At 51.2% G+C, this 16,737-nt stretch carries 13 protein-coding genes; 3 read left to right on the top strand and 10 right to left on the bottom strand.

Going from position 1 to position 16,737, the window contains the following annotated elements:
* Positions 1-52: 52 nt before the first annotated feature.
* Positions 53-2,020 (bottom strand): methyl-accepting chemotaxis protein, encoded by a 1,968-nt coding sequence (locus WN56_RS14870; RefSeq protein ID WP_046075737.1) that lies wholly within the window; start codon positions 2,018-2,020, stop codon positions 53-55.
* A gap of 383 nt (positions 2,021-2,403) precedes the next feature.
* Between WN56_RS14870 and WN56_RS14865 the strand changes: the two genes are divergently transcribed.
* A complete protein-coding gene (locus WN56_RS14865) occupies positions 2,404-2,733 on the top strand; it encodes a hypothetical protein (RefSeq protein WP_046075736.1) in 330 nt (109 codons plus the stop codon).
* Positions 2,734-2,752: 19 nt separating this feature from the next.
* Here the strand turns inward: WN56_RS14865 and WN56_RS14860 are convergent, their stop codons facing one another.
* From WN56_RS14860 to WN56_RS14840, 5 genes are all read right to left on the bottom strand, one after another.
* Positions 2,753-3,007, bottom strand: coding sequence for a hypothetical protein (locus tag WN56_RS14860; RefSeq protein WP_046075735.1), 255 nt, complete (start codon positions 3,005-3,007; stop codon positions 2,753-2,755).
* 75 nt (positions 3,008-3,082) lie between these two features.
* The gene (locus WN56_RS14855) at positions 3,083-6,265 is read right to left on the bottom strand and encodes a DEAD/DEAH box helicase (RefSeq protein ID WP_046075734.1); all 3,183 of its coding nucleotides are present in this window, start codon (positions 6,263-6,265) and stop codon (positions 3,083-3,085) included.
* Positions 6,255-7,073, bottom strand: coding sequence for a Hachiman antiphage defense system protein HamA (locus WN56_RS14850; RefSeq protein ID WP_046076039.1), 819 nt, complete (start codon positions 7,071-7,073; stop codon positions 6,255-6,257). Before WN56_RS14850 ends, WN56_RS14855 begins: the two co-directional genes overlap by 11 nt.
* A gap of 408 nt (positions 7,074-7,481) precedes the next feature.
* The gene (gene fghA / locus WN56_RS14845) at positions 7,482-8,318 is read right to left on the bottom strand and encodes an S-formylglutathione hydrolase (RefSeq protein ID WP_046075733.1); all 837 of its coding nucleotides are present in this window, start codon (positions 8,316-8,318) and stop codon (positions 7,482-7,484) included.
* Between the two features lie 38 nt (positions 8,319-8,356).
* Positions 8,357-9,505 carry an S-(hydroxymethyl)glutathione dehydrogenase/class III alcohol dehydrogenase gene (locus WN56_RS14840; protein WP_046075732.1) on the bottom strand — a complete coding sequence of 383 codons (1,149 nt, stop codon included), beginning with the start codon at positions 9,503-9,505 and terminating at the stop codon, positions 8,357-8,359.
* 142 nt (positions 9,506-9,647) lie between these two features.
* Here WN56_RS14840 and WN56_RS14835 point away from each other — a divergent pair, with 142 nt between their 5' ends.
* Positions 9,648-10,544, top strand: coding sequence for a LysR family transcriptional regulator (locus tag WN56_RS14835; protein WP_046075731.1), 897 nt, complete (start codon positions 9,648-9,650; stop codon positions 10,542-10,544).
* Between the two features lie 92 nt (positions 10,545-10,636).
* Here the strand turns inward: WN56_RS14835 and WN56_RS14830 are convergent, their stop codons facing one another.
* From WN56_RS14830 to WN56_RS14815, 4 genes are all read right to left on the bottom strand, one after another.
* On the bottom strand, positions 10,637-12,241 hold the full coding sequence (locus tag WN56_RS14830) for a methyl-accepting chemotaxis protein (protein WP_046075730.1): 1,605 nt from the start codon (positions 12,239-12,241) through the stop codon (positions 10,637-10,639).
* A 166-nt stretch (positions 12,242-12,407) separates the two neighbouring features.
* A complete protein-coding gene (locus WN56_RS14825; protein WP_046076038.1) occupies positions 12,408-13,445 on the bottom strand; it encodes a DUF2955 domain-containing protein in 1,038 nt (345 codons plus the stop codon).
* A 12-nt stretch (positions 13,446-13,457) separates the two neighbouring features.
* On the bottom strand, positions 13,458-14,516 hold the full coding sequence (locus WN56_RS14820; protein ID WP_046075729.1) for an HlyD family secretion protein: 1,059 nt from the start codon (positions 14,514-14,516) through the stop codon (positions 13,458-13,460).
* 22 nt (positions 14,517-14,538) lie between these two features.
* Positions 14,539-15,015: a MarR family winged helix-turn-helix transcriptional regulator gene (locus tag WN56_RS14815; protein ID WP_046075728.1), complete on the bottom strand. Its 477-nt coding sequence runs from the start codon at positions 15,013-15,015 to the stop codon at positions 14,539-14,541.
* A 203-nt stretch (positions 15,016-15,218) separates the two neighbouring features.
* On the opposite strand from WN56_RS14815, the gene WN56_RS14810 reads away from it, so the two are divergent.
* Positions 15,219-16,511 (top strand): alpha/beta fold hydrolase, encoded by a 1,293-nt coding sequence (locus WN56_RS14810; RefSeq protein WP_046075727.1) that lies wholly within the window; start codon positions 15,219-15,221, stop codon positions 16,509-16,511.
* The last annotated feature ends 226 nt before the right edge of the window (positions 16,512-16,737 follow it).

The raw sequence follows: 16,737 nt of genomic DNA, 5'->3' as shown, positions 1-16,737 counted from the left end.
TCGTTTCGACTTATCAGCCCTTTCAAGAATAGCAATACAAGGTAAACGAACGCTACCATTGACTAATTTGGGTTAGACGGTCAGCCCGTTCGAGTGAATCAGCACTCATTGCTTTGAGTTCAGATGCCCCTTCAGCGTTCTGCTCCGACAACGTCCTGATTCGATCCGCCAGTTGACTGATCTCTTCTGTTACATGCGCTTGCTGCTCCGATGCCGTGGCAATACTTACGGTGCGCTCTTTGATGTTATCAAATGCTGTGACAATCTCTTCAAAGTGCTCACGCACCACACTCGCTCGCTCAACCGAAGATTGAGACAACTGATAACTCGATTCAATCACGTCCACGCCCTGGCTAGCCGCCGAATGAAGCTGATGAATCATGCCATCAATTTCTTCCGCTGATTCCTGCGTTTTGGCGGCCAATGAGCGCACCTCATCGGCAACCACTGCAAACCCACGTCCTTGCTCTCCCGCACGCGCCGCCTCGATAGCCGCATTCAGTGCTAGTAGATTGGTTTGCTCTGAAATCTTTTTGATGACCTCAAGGACCGTTCCCACCTGCTGTGAATCTGAGGCCAGTTTATCAATCACAGAGGAGGCTTCTTTCAGTGTGGTAGCAAGCTTGGCAATCGCGTCACTGTTCTCATCGACGGCTTGCTGTCCTTTTGCCACCACGTGCGATGCATCCTCGGCAGTATCTGCGGCAGTGGCAGTATTGCTCGATACCTCGGTGGCACTTGCGGACATTTGGTTTATCCATGAGGCGAGCGTAATATTCTCATTCGTCTGCGCCGACGTTCGGTCGCTCAAATCTTGGCTCAGTGCCTGTAAGTCGTTTGCACTGCTTTTAACGCCAATCGCTTCTCTCGCTACGTCTTCGAGAATTTTTTCAAGATGGGCACCATAATCGTTGACAGCGCGCCGTAGCTCGCCCATCTCATCAGCACGAACAATCTCTAACTTACCGCCTTTCTCACCTTTCGATAGACTGCTAACCTGCTGAGTCGTCTCTTTGATACTGCGAATGAGTCTCTGGCCGAGCCATACCACAACTAACGCGAAGACAATCACCAGCGGTAACAGTGTTATATACAGGCCAGAACTTACTCGATTCAGCGCCGCCAAGGCCGTTGCCTCAGGCAACAACATGCCCACTGTCCAACCCTGTTCCGGTAAAGGAACCTGCACGAGGAGCGACCGGCTATCACCTACCACACCTTCCGGCAGATAAACCGGCTCCTCAGCGTCCAAGGCCGAGACAAGCGGGGATAAACGAGGATACTGTCTACTTGCGTCGCTCAGGCTTTGCATACTAAGGCTTGAAGAACGCACATCTGGAAACGACAGAATGCGATCGGTTTGATCGAGCACAAAGGCATAGCCTCCGGTTGCCTCATTTTGGTCAGTTAATAAGTTTGACAGACCGGAGAGCATCAAATCGATTGTCGCAACGCCCCAAAACTGGCCATCTCGGCGAATTGCGACCGTGCAAGTGACCATGGGTGTGCCAGAAATCGCATCCTCATAAGCGGCAGACCACGCACATTGCCCCGCCGGTAAGCCTCGCCCTGCTTGATACCAGCTTTCGTTATGATAACCACTGCCAGCGGGATCATTGTAATCATCTAATAGATCCAGCGAGCCTTGTGCATTACGTGCCCAAAATAAGGAGTCACGTGTTTTTCCCGGTGTTAACTTACCAGGTTCAGGCCAAACACCACCGCCCGCAATCGCGGCGTTACCGTAGTGATCGACCACGGGCTCAAGGCGTTCAATAAACTGCCCGCGATCTAACGGCAATGTTTCCGATAGCGCCGCGAGTGTATCGGTCAACACTGCCCCTTCATTCAATGCCGTGGCAATACGCCCTTCAATGTTTGTGACGGTTTGCCGAGCGCCAGCCTCTGCCTGCTCTTGCAAAACGGGCTTCGCTACCCACTCCATAACCAGGTAAATGGTAAGAAATGACCCCAGCAAAAGGGCAAGCGCCATGGCTTTAATCTTACGGCTGATTGTCATGGCAAAATCCTCTGCACTGCTATTTGCTATAAGCGTAGCAGCGAGTCGTCTAATTACCATGAAGGTGTGTTTTCTCGCGCAAAACGTGCTGATCGCGATGGAAGGGTTTGACCGCCGTCCACTTGCTATTGCATCACTTGGTTGGATTGATTGGGTTCACACGAACCCCGTTAGATACTGCATCGGTTAAACATAACGATACCTAGTGCGAACGGGGTTCGGTTTGGTTCAGTGGTTGGGGGTGGTGTGTTAGCTTTAGTATTGATTTTCGTCCAGTGTTCAGTAAAAAGTGAGACATGAGCACTTTAGATATTTCGATTTTATGATACTCATGTTAGAACTCAGGAAACAAGATATCTAACCAATTGATAGAAGGATAATTTATGTCTAAGAAATTCGAAACAACGTGGTTTTATGCCTCGCTGGAAACAAGAAAAGAGATTAAACCTAGTGGCTTCCTCGGCCTCAAAAGCGAGCTAATTGATACACCAGAAGCTAAAGTAGCAAACTTAGACGAGTTTTCAGAACAACTTGAGAATATCTACAACACGTTCAATGATAGAGGATACGATGTAGTAAATGTAGTACCAATTTCAATGGGTGGTTCTGAGCCTTGCCATGCAAAAATGAGCAATGGACAAAAGAATTATCTTGGTGAAACTGGATATTCTATTACTCGTGGAGCGATAGTCGTTGGTAAGCGACGAGACTAAGCCTCTAGCTCGCTGTAAATTAATTAACACATAAAGATTTTAACTCGTTCCCACGCTCCTGCGTGGGAACGAGAAAGGGGTTCCTGTACTTATAATGCGCAGCTTTGCCCCCTATGCCAAATAGCACAAGGCCGCCAAAACCAAAAATCAAGCGAGTTGCCAGCTCATTTCCAGCAAACATAGCAACAACGGCGGCCACGAGCAGCGCTCCTGAAATTGCGAGCAAAAAATCCGGCCAGACCTTCAATTCGATGTTGGTAAATGGATTATTCATACTGTTTAACGCCCGGCTCACGCACCGGTTTGGAGCCGCGAAGCGGCGGAAAATCGGTCGCTGTGCAGCCGATTGTTAGCCCAATATTTCATTCATTCGCACCAGGAAAATTTTTGGGTATTTTTCCATCATCGCTTTGGCTCTGTCCCTATCTTTTTTAAGTGCCTTCACGAGTTCCGTCTTCTGGGTCGCATCAAGGTTCAAGGATGTGGCGAGATCCTGAGCGATGACTCGGTCCGAAAAGCCCAGCTCATAAAGGGCAATGGTGGTTTCGCTCGGTAGACCATATTTCAGGCGCTTTTGAAAAAGCTGTAAACGATAGATCAGGTCTGACGTTGCAGCTTGGTTGAGGGTTGCGGTGAATTCGCACACAGCGCTCACAACGAGTGCCGCATCAAAAGCAAGCGTCCCTTCGCAGACATCGACGACATCATCGATTTTGAACTCTCTCCGGTGGGTACCCCATATCATCTTGGCTTTTCGCTTACGAATGATGTCCAGGAGATCGCGGAAGGGCTTTCCGCTGATCCATTCATGTGAGATTTCTTTAAGCACTTCCGGCTTATCGAACTTGGTGAATACTCCACCGTTTATATGCCGCGTAAGCAATGGCCAGCTAAGATCGAGGGCTTCTTCTTCATCAACGATCGCAAGCAGGCTGTCAGCATTGGACTGAACCCACCCCTCAATGGCTTGGGCATCCTGAAGTCCGTAAAGCGTCCTGCCATAGATTTTTCGGCGAGTTGGATCGGTAATGTTTGCAGATATGTTCCCAGCGAGAAGTTGAAACAATTCGCGGATATGCTCCTTTTTCTGATCATCAGCTAGGGAGAAAGCCAACGTCCCTTCGGCAAGACTGGTCACATCAACTTCCGAAAGACCGCCCTCAGATTCATCCCAATGAGATAACAGGAAGCTCTCGATAGCAGAGATAAGACTGATTCTCCATGCAACTTGCCGCTCGACGCCATCTTGTGAGAATTTTTTGTCCTTATGCTGCGCAGCTATCTCAGCAGCTAGTTTCGCAACTTCATCAGGATCTTTTATATAGGCCTTGGCAAAGTCCAGAGCCTCCATAGTGATGGTGTATTTTTCATCATCACTCTGAATGGGATCGAAAATCGATAGAAGGTTGCTGACGCATGGCTCGGAATTGCGAGGTTCCAAAAGTTCCTTCACCTGGTTCCATCGCCACTTTTCGTTGAGAGCCTTTCGCTTGTCATAGATCACCGGATCTGCAAATAGGATGCTGCCTTCGGTATGCATTCCGGCTCGGCCCGCTCGGCCAATGAGGTTTTGGAAATCGCGAACCTTGATGCGTTCCATACCCTGATAGACGCTGGTCACTATGAGATATCGAATAGGAAGGTTTACTCCTTGCGCCAAAGTTGAGGTACAAACAACGAATCGCACAAGATTGTCACGCATAGCACGTTCCACCGCCAGCCGGATACCATGCGGTGTATTGCCATGATGGGAAAAAATCCCGTAAGCCGCGCTCTGAGAAGCTGGCGCGCTAGCGCCAAGATTCTCGACATGCAGATGTGTCAGCCGCGCAACTTCCTGAGCGTCTGAAAAATCTGACGGCAAGGCCAGCGGTACGCCTCTCTCAATAATATCGACGGCCTTTTTGCAGATGCCTGCTGCTGTTGATTTCCTCCCACAGAAGACGGCGATGCTGCCGTTCGGAGTCAATTTCAACCCTAGATAGAGTGCTACTGTTTTCCCAAAATCAGGATTTGGTTTGCCATTAGGTTTGAGCGCTTGTTCTGGAAAAAAACGTTCTGTCCTTTCCCCCTTCTTCCTTCCAAGATTGAATCTTTCAATCACCCTCGGAACGAAAAACTCGCCTTGCTCGGCATCACGACTGTCGACATACTCAATACTTCCCAACTGATCGAGCCAACTCGCGAAACCGACCGACCTGAAGGTCGGAATCAGGGTCATGCCTTCGACGACATTGGGCTCGCCGTTCAACCACTCTCCAACAGCTTGGGCGTTGCTTATAACCGCTGAGATCAGAACCTTTTGGGTTCCTTCGCGGATCATGGAGCGCAATGACGTTAAGAGCAGCTCGTATGTTATACCTCGGGTACCGCTGTCAAACTGGTGGCCTTCATCAAAGACCAGCAAGCCAACGTGAGCAGCCAGTTCCGAAGAGTGGCGAAGGACATAGAGTAGTTTTTCGGGGGTTACGACTAGGATCTGTTGGTGCCCCAAGAATTCGGCAATCTCGAAATCGGTCTGTAGAGCATCGGATAATTCATCGACCTTGGTAGGTTCGTTGTGGAAAGCCTCGACGAGGCTGTTCTTGATCTCATGACACAGCGCCCTGAACGGAGCGATGATGATGGACAGTGATGCGCGCTCTGCCAGAAAAGCACTTCGTAGGATCAGTTCCGTTGCCTTCGTTTTGCCAGCACTGGTGGGCATTTGAACGATGGCAGACTCACCTTTGAGAACATCCGCCTGGCCCAAAAGGTGTTGCGCGGGCCAGAACTCTTTAATTGCTCCTGGCTTTAAAATAGCAGGATACCAAACATTCAAATTAAGGCCTGAATATTTTGGCAGACACTCCCAAGCTGAATTCCTAATTTTTGTTATAATAATCGCGCAAACAATATCAGAGAATAGAAGCTGTCTTTCCCCACCTATTTTGTAAGAAACATTGCGAATATCTTTTGCCCTATCAATCATTCTTTTCCTGATTACATTAAAATCAAAATCATCCAAGGACGAATTGATAAATAGAGATTTATAGTCATACGAAATCAATCGATATCTATCGAAAAAGTATCCATCAAAATTTCCGACATGAGTATCTGGGGGCGTAAATCTATCAGGAGCCAGCAGGTATCTAATGAAACACCCCATTGAATATGGGTCTTCATCAGAACTCAATTCTGTTGCGTGATTAGCCAAGACCGCCGCACTTCCTGGAAGATCACAGAGGTAGTAAGAAGCTGAGCCAAGGAGCATTAGATACGGATCAAGTGTCTCATTCAGCTTTGACTGGAGGTAAGAGTCAAAAAAACGTGCGGAAAATAACAGATTGGCTTTCAGATCCGCTAGAGAATCTGACTCCCCCCGGTTAATAGCAGCGGCGAGATCACCAAGCAAGCCAATCGAGAGGCTGAAGAGCTTGGCCGGATCTTGAGTTATCTTGATATGATGTTCTTCAGGAACACTGTACTCAAGCATCTTGGCCTTTGAGCGGGCGACGCCAAGTAGGTGCTGCGATTTCTGCTCAGGCCTCATCCGCTGCCCTCCTATAGAGTTCGTGGACGAGAGCCATCATCTGATCACCTTTGATGACAACCAACGCAAGGTTAGCTGAATACGGATGAGAAGTTGCGTTGGTCGAGGAGGTCAGGTTGCCGTCAAAAAGCGGATTATCAAAGAGTGCTACAGCGCCATAAACTTCTTTGTATGGGTGATCTACTTCATTCTGAAAGCGCTCAATTTTTGAAGCTTCATCAAGTTCGCTGCGGTTATATAACCTTTGTTTGATGGCATTTAAAGACTCAGCCTTTCTGGTGATATCCTTCGCCGAATCATTAACGGCATCTTGAAGTCGTGCGCTTGGCTTCTTGCCAGAGAATTGTGCCTTAGCTTCATAAATCGCTAACTTATCATCAGAAGAGAATTTTCCATCTTTGACAATATGAAAGCCGATGATGTCACTACCTTTTGTCGATTCATTCCGAACGGTTTTATCACCATAGCGGGTGCGTGGAACCCAGTAACCTTTGAGATATTCAAGAAAATCGGCGACCAAAACTTCGCTGAAATCACCAGCCCTAATGCTCGGGCCTGGTGCAGCTTTGGGGTCTGGGAACTTTATCTGATCGAGATATTCTGAGCGAGTATATTTGTACCCTTTGCGCCAATAATCGATTTCATTGTCAAAACAGTAGTGATTCCGGAAGTGTGTCGCCCATGCGGAGAGCATCTTTCTGTCATTCTGGTGCCGAAACTCCCAGACTTCGACCTCCTTGCCGTCGGCGGTCTTCAGTCTATCGCCAGTATCGACAAGCCATTTAGTGTGTGTTGAATTCCAAGGCATTCCTAATTCCGATGTTGCGAAAGGGGCTAACATTGTATTAGTGCGCACGCGCGATTCCCAAAATCATTATACGCCCTCCCTCCTAGCTACCTTACTGTTAGCATTGTAATTTAGTCCCGATAACGGACAGATATTTTCCGCAAAAGCATGCATGCTACCTACCTCTACTCGGGCATTTTCTCTATCCCCAAGCGTTAAGCTGTAACCATTCCATCCACTCACCACGCTACCGCCGATCAGTTGTCGGCACCTAACACGCCATTTGATTGGCTATTTTGCGGATTAGTGTATCAAGCGCTGTTTTGCTTTTCGTGCGCTATTGTCCAAAGTGTTAGCCAAGCCATGTTTTGTGAAATGGGTACAAAAAAAGCGGCCTAGGTGGCCGCTTGGGTCTCGACGTGGTTTGCCTTACCGCGCAAAGCGGGTGGCGTGGAAGGCGAGGTGTTCATCAATAAAGGTACTGATGAAAAAGTAGCTGTGGTCGTAGCCGGGTTGCATGCGCAAGGTGAGCGGGGAGTTGTGCTTCTCGGCCGCTTGTTTCAGGGCTTGCGGGTTAAGCTGCTCGGCCAAAAAGCCGTCTTTGTCGCCTTGGTCCACCAGCATCGGCATGGCGGTGGGGCCTTGGGCGAGCAACACGGTGGCATCATAAGCCTGCCATGTTTGTTCGTCATCGCCTAAATAGGCGCTAAAGGCCTGTTTGCCCCATGGGCACTCAGTGGGATGACAAATGGGGCTGAACGCAGAAATGCTGCTGTAGCGTGATGGGTTACGCAAACCAATCACTAGCGCGCCGTGGCCGCCCATGCTGTGTCCAGCAATCGCGCGCTGGTTGTTGACCGCAAAGTGCGATTCAATCAGCTCCGGCAGTTCGTGAGCGACGTAGTCGTACATCTGGTAGTTCGACTGCCACGGCGCTTGGGTGGCATTGACATAAAACCCCGCCCCTTGGCCGAGATCGTATTGATTGGCGTCGGCTACGCCCTCGCCGCGCGGGCTGGTGTCCGGTGCCACAATCGCCATACCCAAGGTGGCGGCTTGTTTAAACGCGCCGGCCTTTTGCATAAAGTTTTCGTCAGTGCAGGTCAGGCCCGAGAGCCAATAAAGCACCGGCACAGGTTGTTCTTTCGCTTTCTCTGGCAGAAAGATCGCAAAAGTCATTTTGCCGTTGGTGGTGCTTGAGTCATGCTGCCAACGTTGGTGCCAACCGCCTGCGACTTTGTTTTCGCTTATTTTTTCTAGTTGCATGGTTATTTTACCGCCGCGTTGCCACGGCGGCCGTCCTATTATTGGTCCATGTGGATCACGCTGCGAATGCTTTTGCCTTCGTGCATCAGTTCAAAGGCGTGGTTCACTTCATCAAGGCCCATGGTATAGCTGATAAATTCTTGTAGGCCAAACTCACCATCGAGGTAACGCTCGACAATACCGGGCAGCTCTGAGCGGCCTTTAACGCCACCAAATGCCGAGCCTTTCCAGACGCGCCCTGTCACCAACTGGAACGGACGGGTTGAAATCTCTTGGCCTGCGCCGGCAACCCCAATGATCACTGACTCGCCCCAGCCTTTGTGGCAGCACTCGAGCGCTTGGCGCATCACATCCACATTACCGATACATTCGAACGAGTAATCGACGCCGCCGTCAGTCATCTCCACAATCACTTGCTGGATAGGTTTGTCGTAGTCTTGCGGGTTAATCACATCGGTGGCACCCAGCTGCTTGGCAAGGGTGAATTTGCTCTCATTAATATCAATGCCGATGATGCGGCTTGCGCCGGCCATACGTGCACCGATGATGGCTGACAGGCCAATGCCACCCAAACCAAAAATCGCCACCGTGTCGCCTTTTTCTACTTTGGCGGTATTCATCACCGCGCCCATGCCGGTGGTCACGCCACAACCGAGCAAACAAACTTCTTCTAGCGGTGCGGCTTTGCTTACTTTCGCCAATGAGATTTCTGGCAGTACCGTGTATTCCGAGAAGGTCGAGCAGCCCATGTAGTGGAAAATGGTCTCGCCGTTGATAGAAAAGCGCGACGTGCCGTCTGGCATCAGGCCTTTGCCTTGGGTTTCACGTACCGCGCCACACAGATTGGTTTTGCCAGATTGGCAGAATTTACACTCACCACATTCGGCGGTGTAAAGCGGGATCACATGGTCGCCCACGTCCACGCTGGTGACGCCCTCGCCAACCATTTCGACGATCCCGCCGCCTTCGTGGCCGAGAATCGAGGGGAAGACGCCTTCAGGATCGTCGCCCGATAAGGTGAACGCATCGGTATGGCACACGCCGGTAGCGACGATTCTGACCAACACTTCACCCGGCTTGGGCAGTTCAACATCGACCTCTTCCATTTTTAGTGGTTGACCGGGTCCCCAGGCAACCGCGGCTTTGGATTTGATATGTGTTTGTCCTGGCTGGATGGTTAGTGCCATTGGAGGTTCCTTTCTGTTCTTGTTAATTGCATACCTGACTATGCTAACCAAGTTAGATTTAGTTATAATCCCGCAAATTTGAAAATTATTATTTCACTCACGAAATAATGTATATGTGTGTATAGAGACAGGATAGACAGCAATGGCGCCGCACTGGGAAGGACTTAACGAATTTTTATCGGTCGCCGAGCATGGCAGTTTCACGCAAGCGGCCAATAAACTCGACACAACGGTGGTGTCTGTGAGTCGTCGGGTGGCTGCGCTCGAGGCGTATTTGGGGGTGAAGCTGTTTCATCGTACTACGCGGAAGGTGTCGTTAACCGATGAGGGCGAACTCTACTATCAGCGCTGCCGACCGCTGATGGCCGCGTTAGTGGATGCCGAACAAACCATTACTCAAGCTCAGTCGTTACCTGCCGGGCCTATTCGTGTCACCGCACCGGTTAACTTTGGTGAGCAATATATCGCCCCCCTGCTCGCGCCATTTATGGTGGCGTATCCGCAAGTGGCGGTGGATTTACATCTGACTAATCGGCGAGTGGATATGACAGATACCGGCACCGATGTGGCGATCCGCATTGGCCACTTGCCCGATTCAAGCCTGAAAGCCAAGCGGCTGGGGTCGCGGCAATTAACCATCTGCGCCAGCCCGGACTATTTGGCTTTAAATGGCCGCCCCGAGTCGCCCAGTGCGCTCAGTCATCACCGCTGCTTAGTGGGATCGAACGAGCATTGGCACTACCAAAGCGGCGGCAAAGTGCGCACGTTAACGGTATCAGGCCGGTTGCGCTGCAATTCAGGCGTGGCATTGCTCAATGCCGCTAAGTACGGATTAGGACTGGCTCAACTGCCGCATTATTACGTGCAATCCGCGTTAGCAAGCGGCGAGTTGGAGGAAGTGTTAACCGATTATCGGGTAGAAGATGAAGGCATTTGGGCGCTGTATCCGAGCGGGCGGCAGTTACAGCCCAAGGTCTCAGCTTGGTTGGCATTTCTGGCCGAGCACTTACCCGCCCAGCAGCTACGAACAGGCATTTAACAGCCTGGTTCGGTTTCAGTGTGATGCGCGAGCTGGCAAAAAAATCGCCAGCACAAGGCTGGCGATAGAGGTTGCTCCGGGTAAACGCTCAATTAGTCGCGCGCCGCCCGCAATGCGCTCTCGGCAGGTTTAATTGCCGAGATTTTAAATGCGCCGACATGGTGATCCAAGGTGCGCGCCAAACCGGCCAAGTCTTGGCTGCTCGCCTCAAGGCTGTGGCTATCATCCAGCCCTGCTTGGGCCGCTTGGTTAACCGTATCCATGTTGACGTTGATTTCATTCGCCACGCTCGATTGCTCTTCCGTCGCCGTCGCCACATGGGTGTTCATGTCCAAGATGGTGCTAACTTGCGTGGCAATGCTTTCGAGTGCGGTCAGTGCTTGCTCGGTGGCACGGTTGCCCTCGGTGGTCAGCGCTTTGCTGGTATCCATGGCGTCAACCGCGTTTTTCGCTTCTTGCTGAAGCTGATCGATGGTTGATTGAATTTCTTCGGTCGATTGCGAGGTTTTAGTCGCTAAACTGCGCACTTCGTCAGCCACCACCGCAAAGCCACGTCCCGCTTCGCCCGCGCGTGCTGCCTCAATGGCTGCGTTTAGGGCAAGCAGGTTCGTTTGCTCGGAAATCCCCCGGATCACATCCAGAATCGACACAATGGATTGTGTGCGCTCGGCCAGTGAGGTGATCACCGTCGACATATTATCCATCTCGGTGTCGAGCTGGTTAATCGTCGCGGTTGCTTCGGCCAAGGTTTGCTTACCGGCTTCGGTTTCACTGTTCGCCGATGACGCCGAATCTGCCGCATTCGAAGCACTTTGTGAGATCTCGTTGATGGTAGCGATCATCTCATTCATCGAGGTGACCACCAGCAAGGCTTGTTCGCTTTGCGACTCACCACGTTTCAGCGAGTGCGCCGCTTTATCACGCAGTGATTCGGCCGAGCGCCCCAGCTCTTCACCGGTTTCCACCACATTGGCAATGATTTGGTCGATTTTTTCCACAAAGGTATTAAACGCCTCTGAGATACGAGTGATCTCGTTATTCCCGGTCACTGGCAAGCGCACCGTTAAATCACCGTCGCCTTTGGAGATATCGGTCAGCGCATGCTCTAGGCCTTTGAGTGGCGCGAATAAACGGCCTAATAGCCATACCAGCACCAGGGTACAACCAATAAAAATCAAGCCAATCGCGGTGAGCTGGGCAATGGCGATACCATTAGCAGCGGCATCGACCTCCGTAATCGGGATGCCAACATCAAACGCGCCCCACAGGCGGCCATCGACATAAACCGGCATCATAATGTCGTATACCCACACATCTTGCACATCGGCATACCAGCGAGAATGCTGCGGTTGGCCTTGGCCGGCACCGGCGACGGTATAGTTATCGCTATACACCTTACCCAGCTTTTGGGTGTCGCTGTGGGCAATGGCTTTGATGTTTTTATCAATCATTACCGCATAGCTGATGTCGTCGCGACCTTTGAGATCCGACACCATGTCTTGTAAATCGGCGGTGGGAGTAGAAGAGTTTTCTAAAATGTATTCAGCACGATCGGCCAGGAGCTCAGCCTGTGCTTGCGAACGCTTGAGAATAATGTTGTCTATCTCGTCATGCGAGATAAAGGTGGTTGCGGTGATACTGGCAATCGCCGCGACGGCAAACATGGCGCATACCACGATCAGGATGAGTTTTTTCACTTCGCTGACTTCCTATCTGTGCATCATAACTGCCATGGAGCATAGCGACAGGTCGGAGGAGAAACAAGCGATACCTCGCAAAAGTCAAATTAGGATGGGATGTTTACCGCAAAAATAACCATTATCGATTGACTAAAGCGAGGAATAACTTTGGTGGTTCAGACGCTTACGCGGCACCAAACCGAGTCGCGGAAAAACAGTTAAGCAGCTTGTGCACCATAAAACACAACATCAAGGTGAGCACGATAGCCACCAGGTTGCTACTCACTCTGTATAAGGCATCATACATAAAGTCTTGGTTCGGGCTTAAGTATTGCCCGAATAAGATCCCAAGCGTGGCCATGGCACCAAACCCCACACCTGAGCCACCGGCCTCTTTTAAGTGGGCGTTGGCAAACAGCATGGTCCCTATCCATAGCAGCGGGATTACTAAGATCAGCACGTTAAACCAATCATATAAAATGACTTGGCAACCAATCCCATAAGCGACCCCCAGTACAGTGCCTATCGCCCGCTTTCGTGCATAGCTGAGCGATCCGTTCCAATGCATCGGGAACAGTAACAACACGGTGGTGGCTTGCGCTGAAATCGAATCGCGCAAGTCAAACAACTGGAAGATGAAAAACGAGACCGTGGCCAAGGTTGCGCCCATCAGCGCTTCGTGTCGCATCCGGTGCGATTGTTTTCCTCCTGCGGGTGCGGCGGGCGGCTGACGCGGCGTGACATCGGGAATTAACCAGGTCACTAAATACGCCACCGCGACTGATAACACATTCGCGCCCAGGTTACCGAAGATTAAGGTGTTAATCGGTAAATCGGGATAGCTGGCAAAGTGCAGCATAATGCTCAGGCTTAACACACTGTTGGCACCAAAAAGAAAGAAGCGCCCTTTGGACATACAGGCAAACTTATAGGTGAAAAGCAAGAACACCAGCGGTGTCATTAATCCAGGGTGCGCGCCAAACAGTCCTCCGAGCAGCCCGACTTCTATCCCACTGATCACCGCGGAGGCGAGCAATTGCCGTGCAGCACGACCGTTAATCACGGGTACAAGTCCAAGCAACAACATCGGCGTGACGGTAAAAAACACCCCAAAGCTAAAACCGAAAAACTTACACACCGCAAAACCGAGCGTGGCACCGGTGGCAATGCGCGCGCACTGGCGCACATCGTTATCACTTAAGGGGTGATGCCATAACCTCATCATCAGCTCCCCTTAGTAAATGTAATGCAGCATACTCAAAAAGCCGACTTGCGCACGGGCCAGCCACTGCGTTACTGCGCTTTCAGGCATTAACTGTACCGTGGCACGAGCCCCGGTTGGCAACGAGTGGCCAGGCCATTCGTCGAGCTGAATGTGCAGACGCATTCGCTGCGCATCACGCACCCAACGGTTGGAGTTAGACGGTGACGCCAGTTGACCATTGGCATCGATTTGCCCAGCACTGACCCCGGCATCGACACTGCTCACGTGTCCCGCGTAAAGTTTGCCCGGCTCGCTATCAAAAGTGACATTCACTGGCGTGCCGGTGTGCACATCGCGTACGCTTTTTTCGCGAAAGTCGGCAATCACATCGGCGCGTTCAGACACCAAGGCCATCAGCGGTTTACCCGCACTGGCATAAGCCCCTACATCCAGCTGCAAGTTGGTTACCACCCCATCATGGCTGGCTCTAACAGTGGTGTAGGATTGGTTAAGCTGGGCTTTTTTTAGTTTACTCAATGCCACTTGTTCGGCGATATTGCTGGCACCGTCACCGCCACGTTGAATTTGAAGGGCACTGACGCGCGCTTTCGCGGCTTCCCATTTAGCACGGGCAGTGTTAGCCGCACTGATCGCATCATCACGTTGCTGCTGCGAGACACCATTTTTAGCGAACAAAGCTTTTAAGCGTTTTGCTTCACGCGCTTTTTGTGCCAAGACCGATGCCAATGCTGAGACATCTTGCCGCGCGGCCATCAGTGAAGCATCCAATTGGGCGTTAGTCTGTCTTGCCTGGGCAAGGGCGAGTTTGGCTTGGTCGACCGCAATGCGATAAGGCGCACTTTCAATCCGAAACAGAATATCGCCTTGGTGAACCCGTTGGTTGTTTTCTACCGCCAGCGCACTGACCGGCCCACTGACTTGCGGGGCCACTTTAGTCACCGTGCGCGTGACCATCGCGTGAGGCGTCAGCGGCATCAAGTTATCGGCGACCAAAAAGTAGCCAAAAATCAAAACAAAACTGAGGGCGGCCACTTTTACCCAACGTGCAAATTTTTCATCCGGTGTCATTCGTACTTCTTACCTCTATTACCTATTCTTCTGTGCCGCAGTCGTCTTCGGTGGTGGCGGTATAGTCCATTGCATTTTGATTAATGGTGACCAACACCCGCTCCAAGGCGTCAAAATCTTCAGCCGCAATACCAGAGAGCAAATGCTTGCGCACCCGCAATACCCGCGCTTCGATGCGCGACATTAAGTCACTACCACTGTCGGTGACATGCACCGTACGGGTGCGCTTGTCCTCGGGCGAGCAGCGCCGTGTGATCAGCCCCTGCGCTTCTAAATGCTTCAACGTGCGCATCAAAGAGCCCAGTTCAATTTCCAGCGCCTGTGCCAATTCACTTTGGCTGATGCCATCCCCCAATCGGCGCAACATCCAAAGCGCACTCCAACGTGGATAGCTCAGCCCCAGAGGCTCAAGCTCTGAATTCGCCACACGGCGCCATAATCGCGCCGTGCGCCCTAAGTGCTCAGCGATAGACATGTGTTCGGGATTGGGCGATGTCATCGAGTTTTCCTTCCATCGTGAAAATACTTAGCAGGCTAAGTAATACCAGGCAGACACTATAAAATAGTTAGCAGGCTAAGTAAACAGAAAGGTGATGAGCATCACAAAAATATAGCAGGTTGCTTGGATGAAACGCGCTCGCTGCTCATCACCATCTCTGGTAATCTATCTCGCGTCATCTTTTTGTTTGTAAAGGAATTACCATGCAAGATCTATGGGATCGCCATCTCCGTTATCGCAGCCATCATATTGATGTGCCGCTGGATCATAATGACGCTAACAGCCCCTCGCTCTCGATTTTCGCCCGCGAAATCGTCGATACGCGTAAAAATGAGCAAGCGTTACCCTGGCTAGTGTATTTTCAAGGTGGACCTGGCATGGAATCGCCTCGCCCTAATGGCGCGAGCGGTTGGTTAAAACGGGCATTAGACGATTACCGCGTGTTGTTGCTCGACCAACGCGGCACGGGCTTAAGCTCGCCGGTGAATCACCAAACGCTTGCCCATCTCACTGCCGCTGAGCAAGCGGACTATCTGAGGCATTTTCGTGCCGATAGCATCGTGAAAGACGCCGAGTGTTTGCGTGAGGCGTTAGGTATCAAGCAATGGGCGATCCTCGGTCAAAGCTTTGGTGGGTTCTGTGCGCTCACCTATTTATCTTTCTTTCCGCAATCGCTATCGCGTGCGTTTGTCACCGGCGGTATTCCGCCGATTGAAGGACATGCCGATAGGGTGTACCAAAAAACCTATCAGCGCGTGGAAGATAAGAACCAGCAGTTTTTCGCTCAGTTCCCCGATGCACAAGCCCGCTGCCACGAGATTGCCCAGTATTTGCAAAACAATGCGGTGACGCTGCCAAACGGTCAGCCGTTTACGGTGGAGCAGTTCCAGACCATTGGCCTAAATCTCGGCCGCGGTCATGCGGGGCTGCCGCTTTATTATTTATTGGAACGAGCCTTTATTGAGGTGAATGGCGAGCGTGTGCTGAGCTATCCATTCCTTGATGCGATGCAGGCAGAACAAGGGTATTTAACCAACCCTTTCTACGCTATTTTGCATGAATCGATTTACTGCCAGCAGCAGGCCTCGCATTGGTCAGCCCATCGGGTGCGTGATCAATTCCCGCAGTTCCACTATCAGCCCGATCAACCGTTCCGGTTTACCGGCGAAATGGTCTATCCGTGGATGTTTGATCAACTTGCCACGCTCAAACCACTCAGAGAGGCCGCGATGTTGTTGGCGGAAAAAACCGATTGGCCGGCGCTTTATGATCTCGAGGTGCTCAAGCACAACACGGTGCCGCTCGCCTGTGCCACCTATGTGGATGACATGTTTGTTGAGTTTGATTACTCCCGCCAAACCTTGGCGAAGATTGCCAACAGCCAAGCGTGGATGACCAACGAGTACGAACACAACGGCATCGGCGTCGATGGTGAGCGTATTTTGGATCGCCTGATAGCGATCGGCGATAGCCTTGCCGCTATTCAAGGCCAATGACGCCCCGCTAAACCAATGACGATGGCCATGCCTTTGCTGCTTTGGCATGGCCACACCACGGTTACCGATCCGATATAGCGGCTGCGGACATTTTCAGCGCAACAAACTGTGATCTAATTCAAATCAATTATTGGCGCTGACGAAGGTGGTACGCTGGCTGACAATACGGTGCACACCGATAAAACGTATAAAAATGTTCGCTTACGGCTGCCTCGTTAGTGTATCG

This window comes from Salinivibrio sp. KP-1 (genome assembly GCF_000968645.1).
Taxonomy (GTDB): Bacteria; Pseudomonadota; Gammaproteobacteria; order Enterobacterales; family Vibrionaceae; genus Salinivibrio; species Salinivibrio siamensis.
The sequence above is the reverse complement of the archived record's forward strand: the minus strand, read 5'-3'. Positions and strand labels throughout refer to the sequence as shown.

Bases quoted from the DNA above. Each gene is read 5' to 3' on its own strand.
- WN56_RS14870 (WP_046075737.1), bottom strand. From the start codon at position 2,020: ATGACAATCAGCCGTAAGATTAAAGCCATGGCGCTTGCCCTTTTGCTG.
- WN56_RS14865 (WP_046075736.1), top strand. From the start codon at position 2,404: ATGTCTAAGAAATTCGAAACAACGTGGTTTTATGCCTCGCTGGAAACA.
- WN56_RS14860 (WP_046075735.1), bottom strand. From the start codon at position 3,007: ATGAATAATCCATTTACCAACATCGAATTGAAGGTCTGGCCGGATTTT.
- WN56_RS14855 (WP_046075734.1), bottom strand. From the start codon at position 6,265: ATGAGGCCTGAGCAGAAATCGCAGCACCTACTTGGCGTCGCCCGCTCA.
- WN56_RS14850 (WP_046076039.1), bottom strand. From the start codon at position 7,073: ATGCCTTGGAATTCAACACACACTAAATGGCTTGTCGATACTGGCGAT.
- fghA (WP_046075733.1), bottom strand. From the start codon at position 8,318: ATGCAACTAGAAAAAATAAGCGAAAACAAAGTCGCAGGCGGTTGGCAC.
- WN56_RS14840 (WP_046075732.1), bottom strand. From the start codon at position 9,505: ATGGCACTAACCATCCAGCCAGGACAAACACATATCAAATCCAAAGCC.
- WN56_RS14835 (WP_046075731.1), top strand. From the start codon at position 9,648: ATGGCGCCGCACTGGGAAGGACTTAACGAATTTTTATCGGTCGCCGAG.
- WN56_RS14825 (WP_046076038.1), bottom strand. From the start codon at position 13,445: ATGAGGTTATGGCATCACCCCTTAAGTGATAACGATGTGCGCCAGTGC.
- WN56_RS14820 (WP_046075729.1), bottom strand. From the start codon at position 14,516: ATGACACCGGATGAAAAATTTGCACGTTGGGTAAAAGTGGCCGCCCTC.
- WN56_RS14815 (WP_046075728.1), bottom strand. From the start codon at position 15,015: ATGACATCGCCCAATCCCGAACACATGTCTATCGCTGAGCACTTAGGG.
- WN56_RS14810 (WP_046075727.1), top strand. From the start codon at position 15,219: ATGCAAGATCTATGGGATCGCCATCTCCGTTATCGCAGCCATCATATT.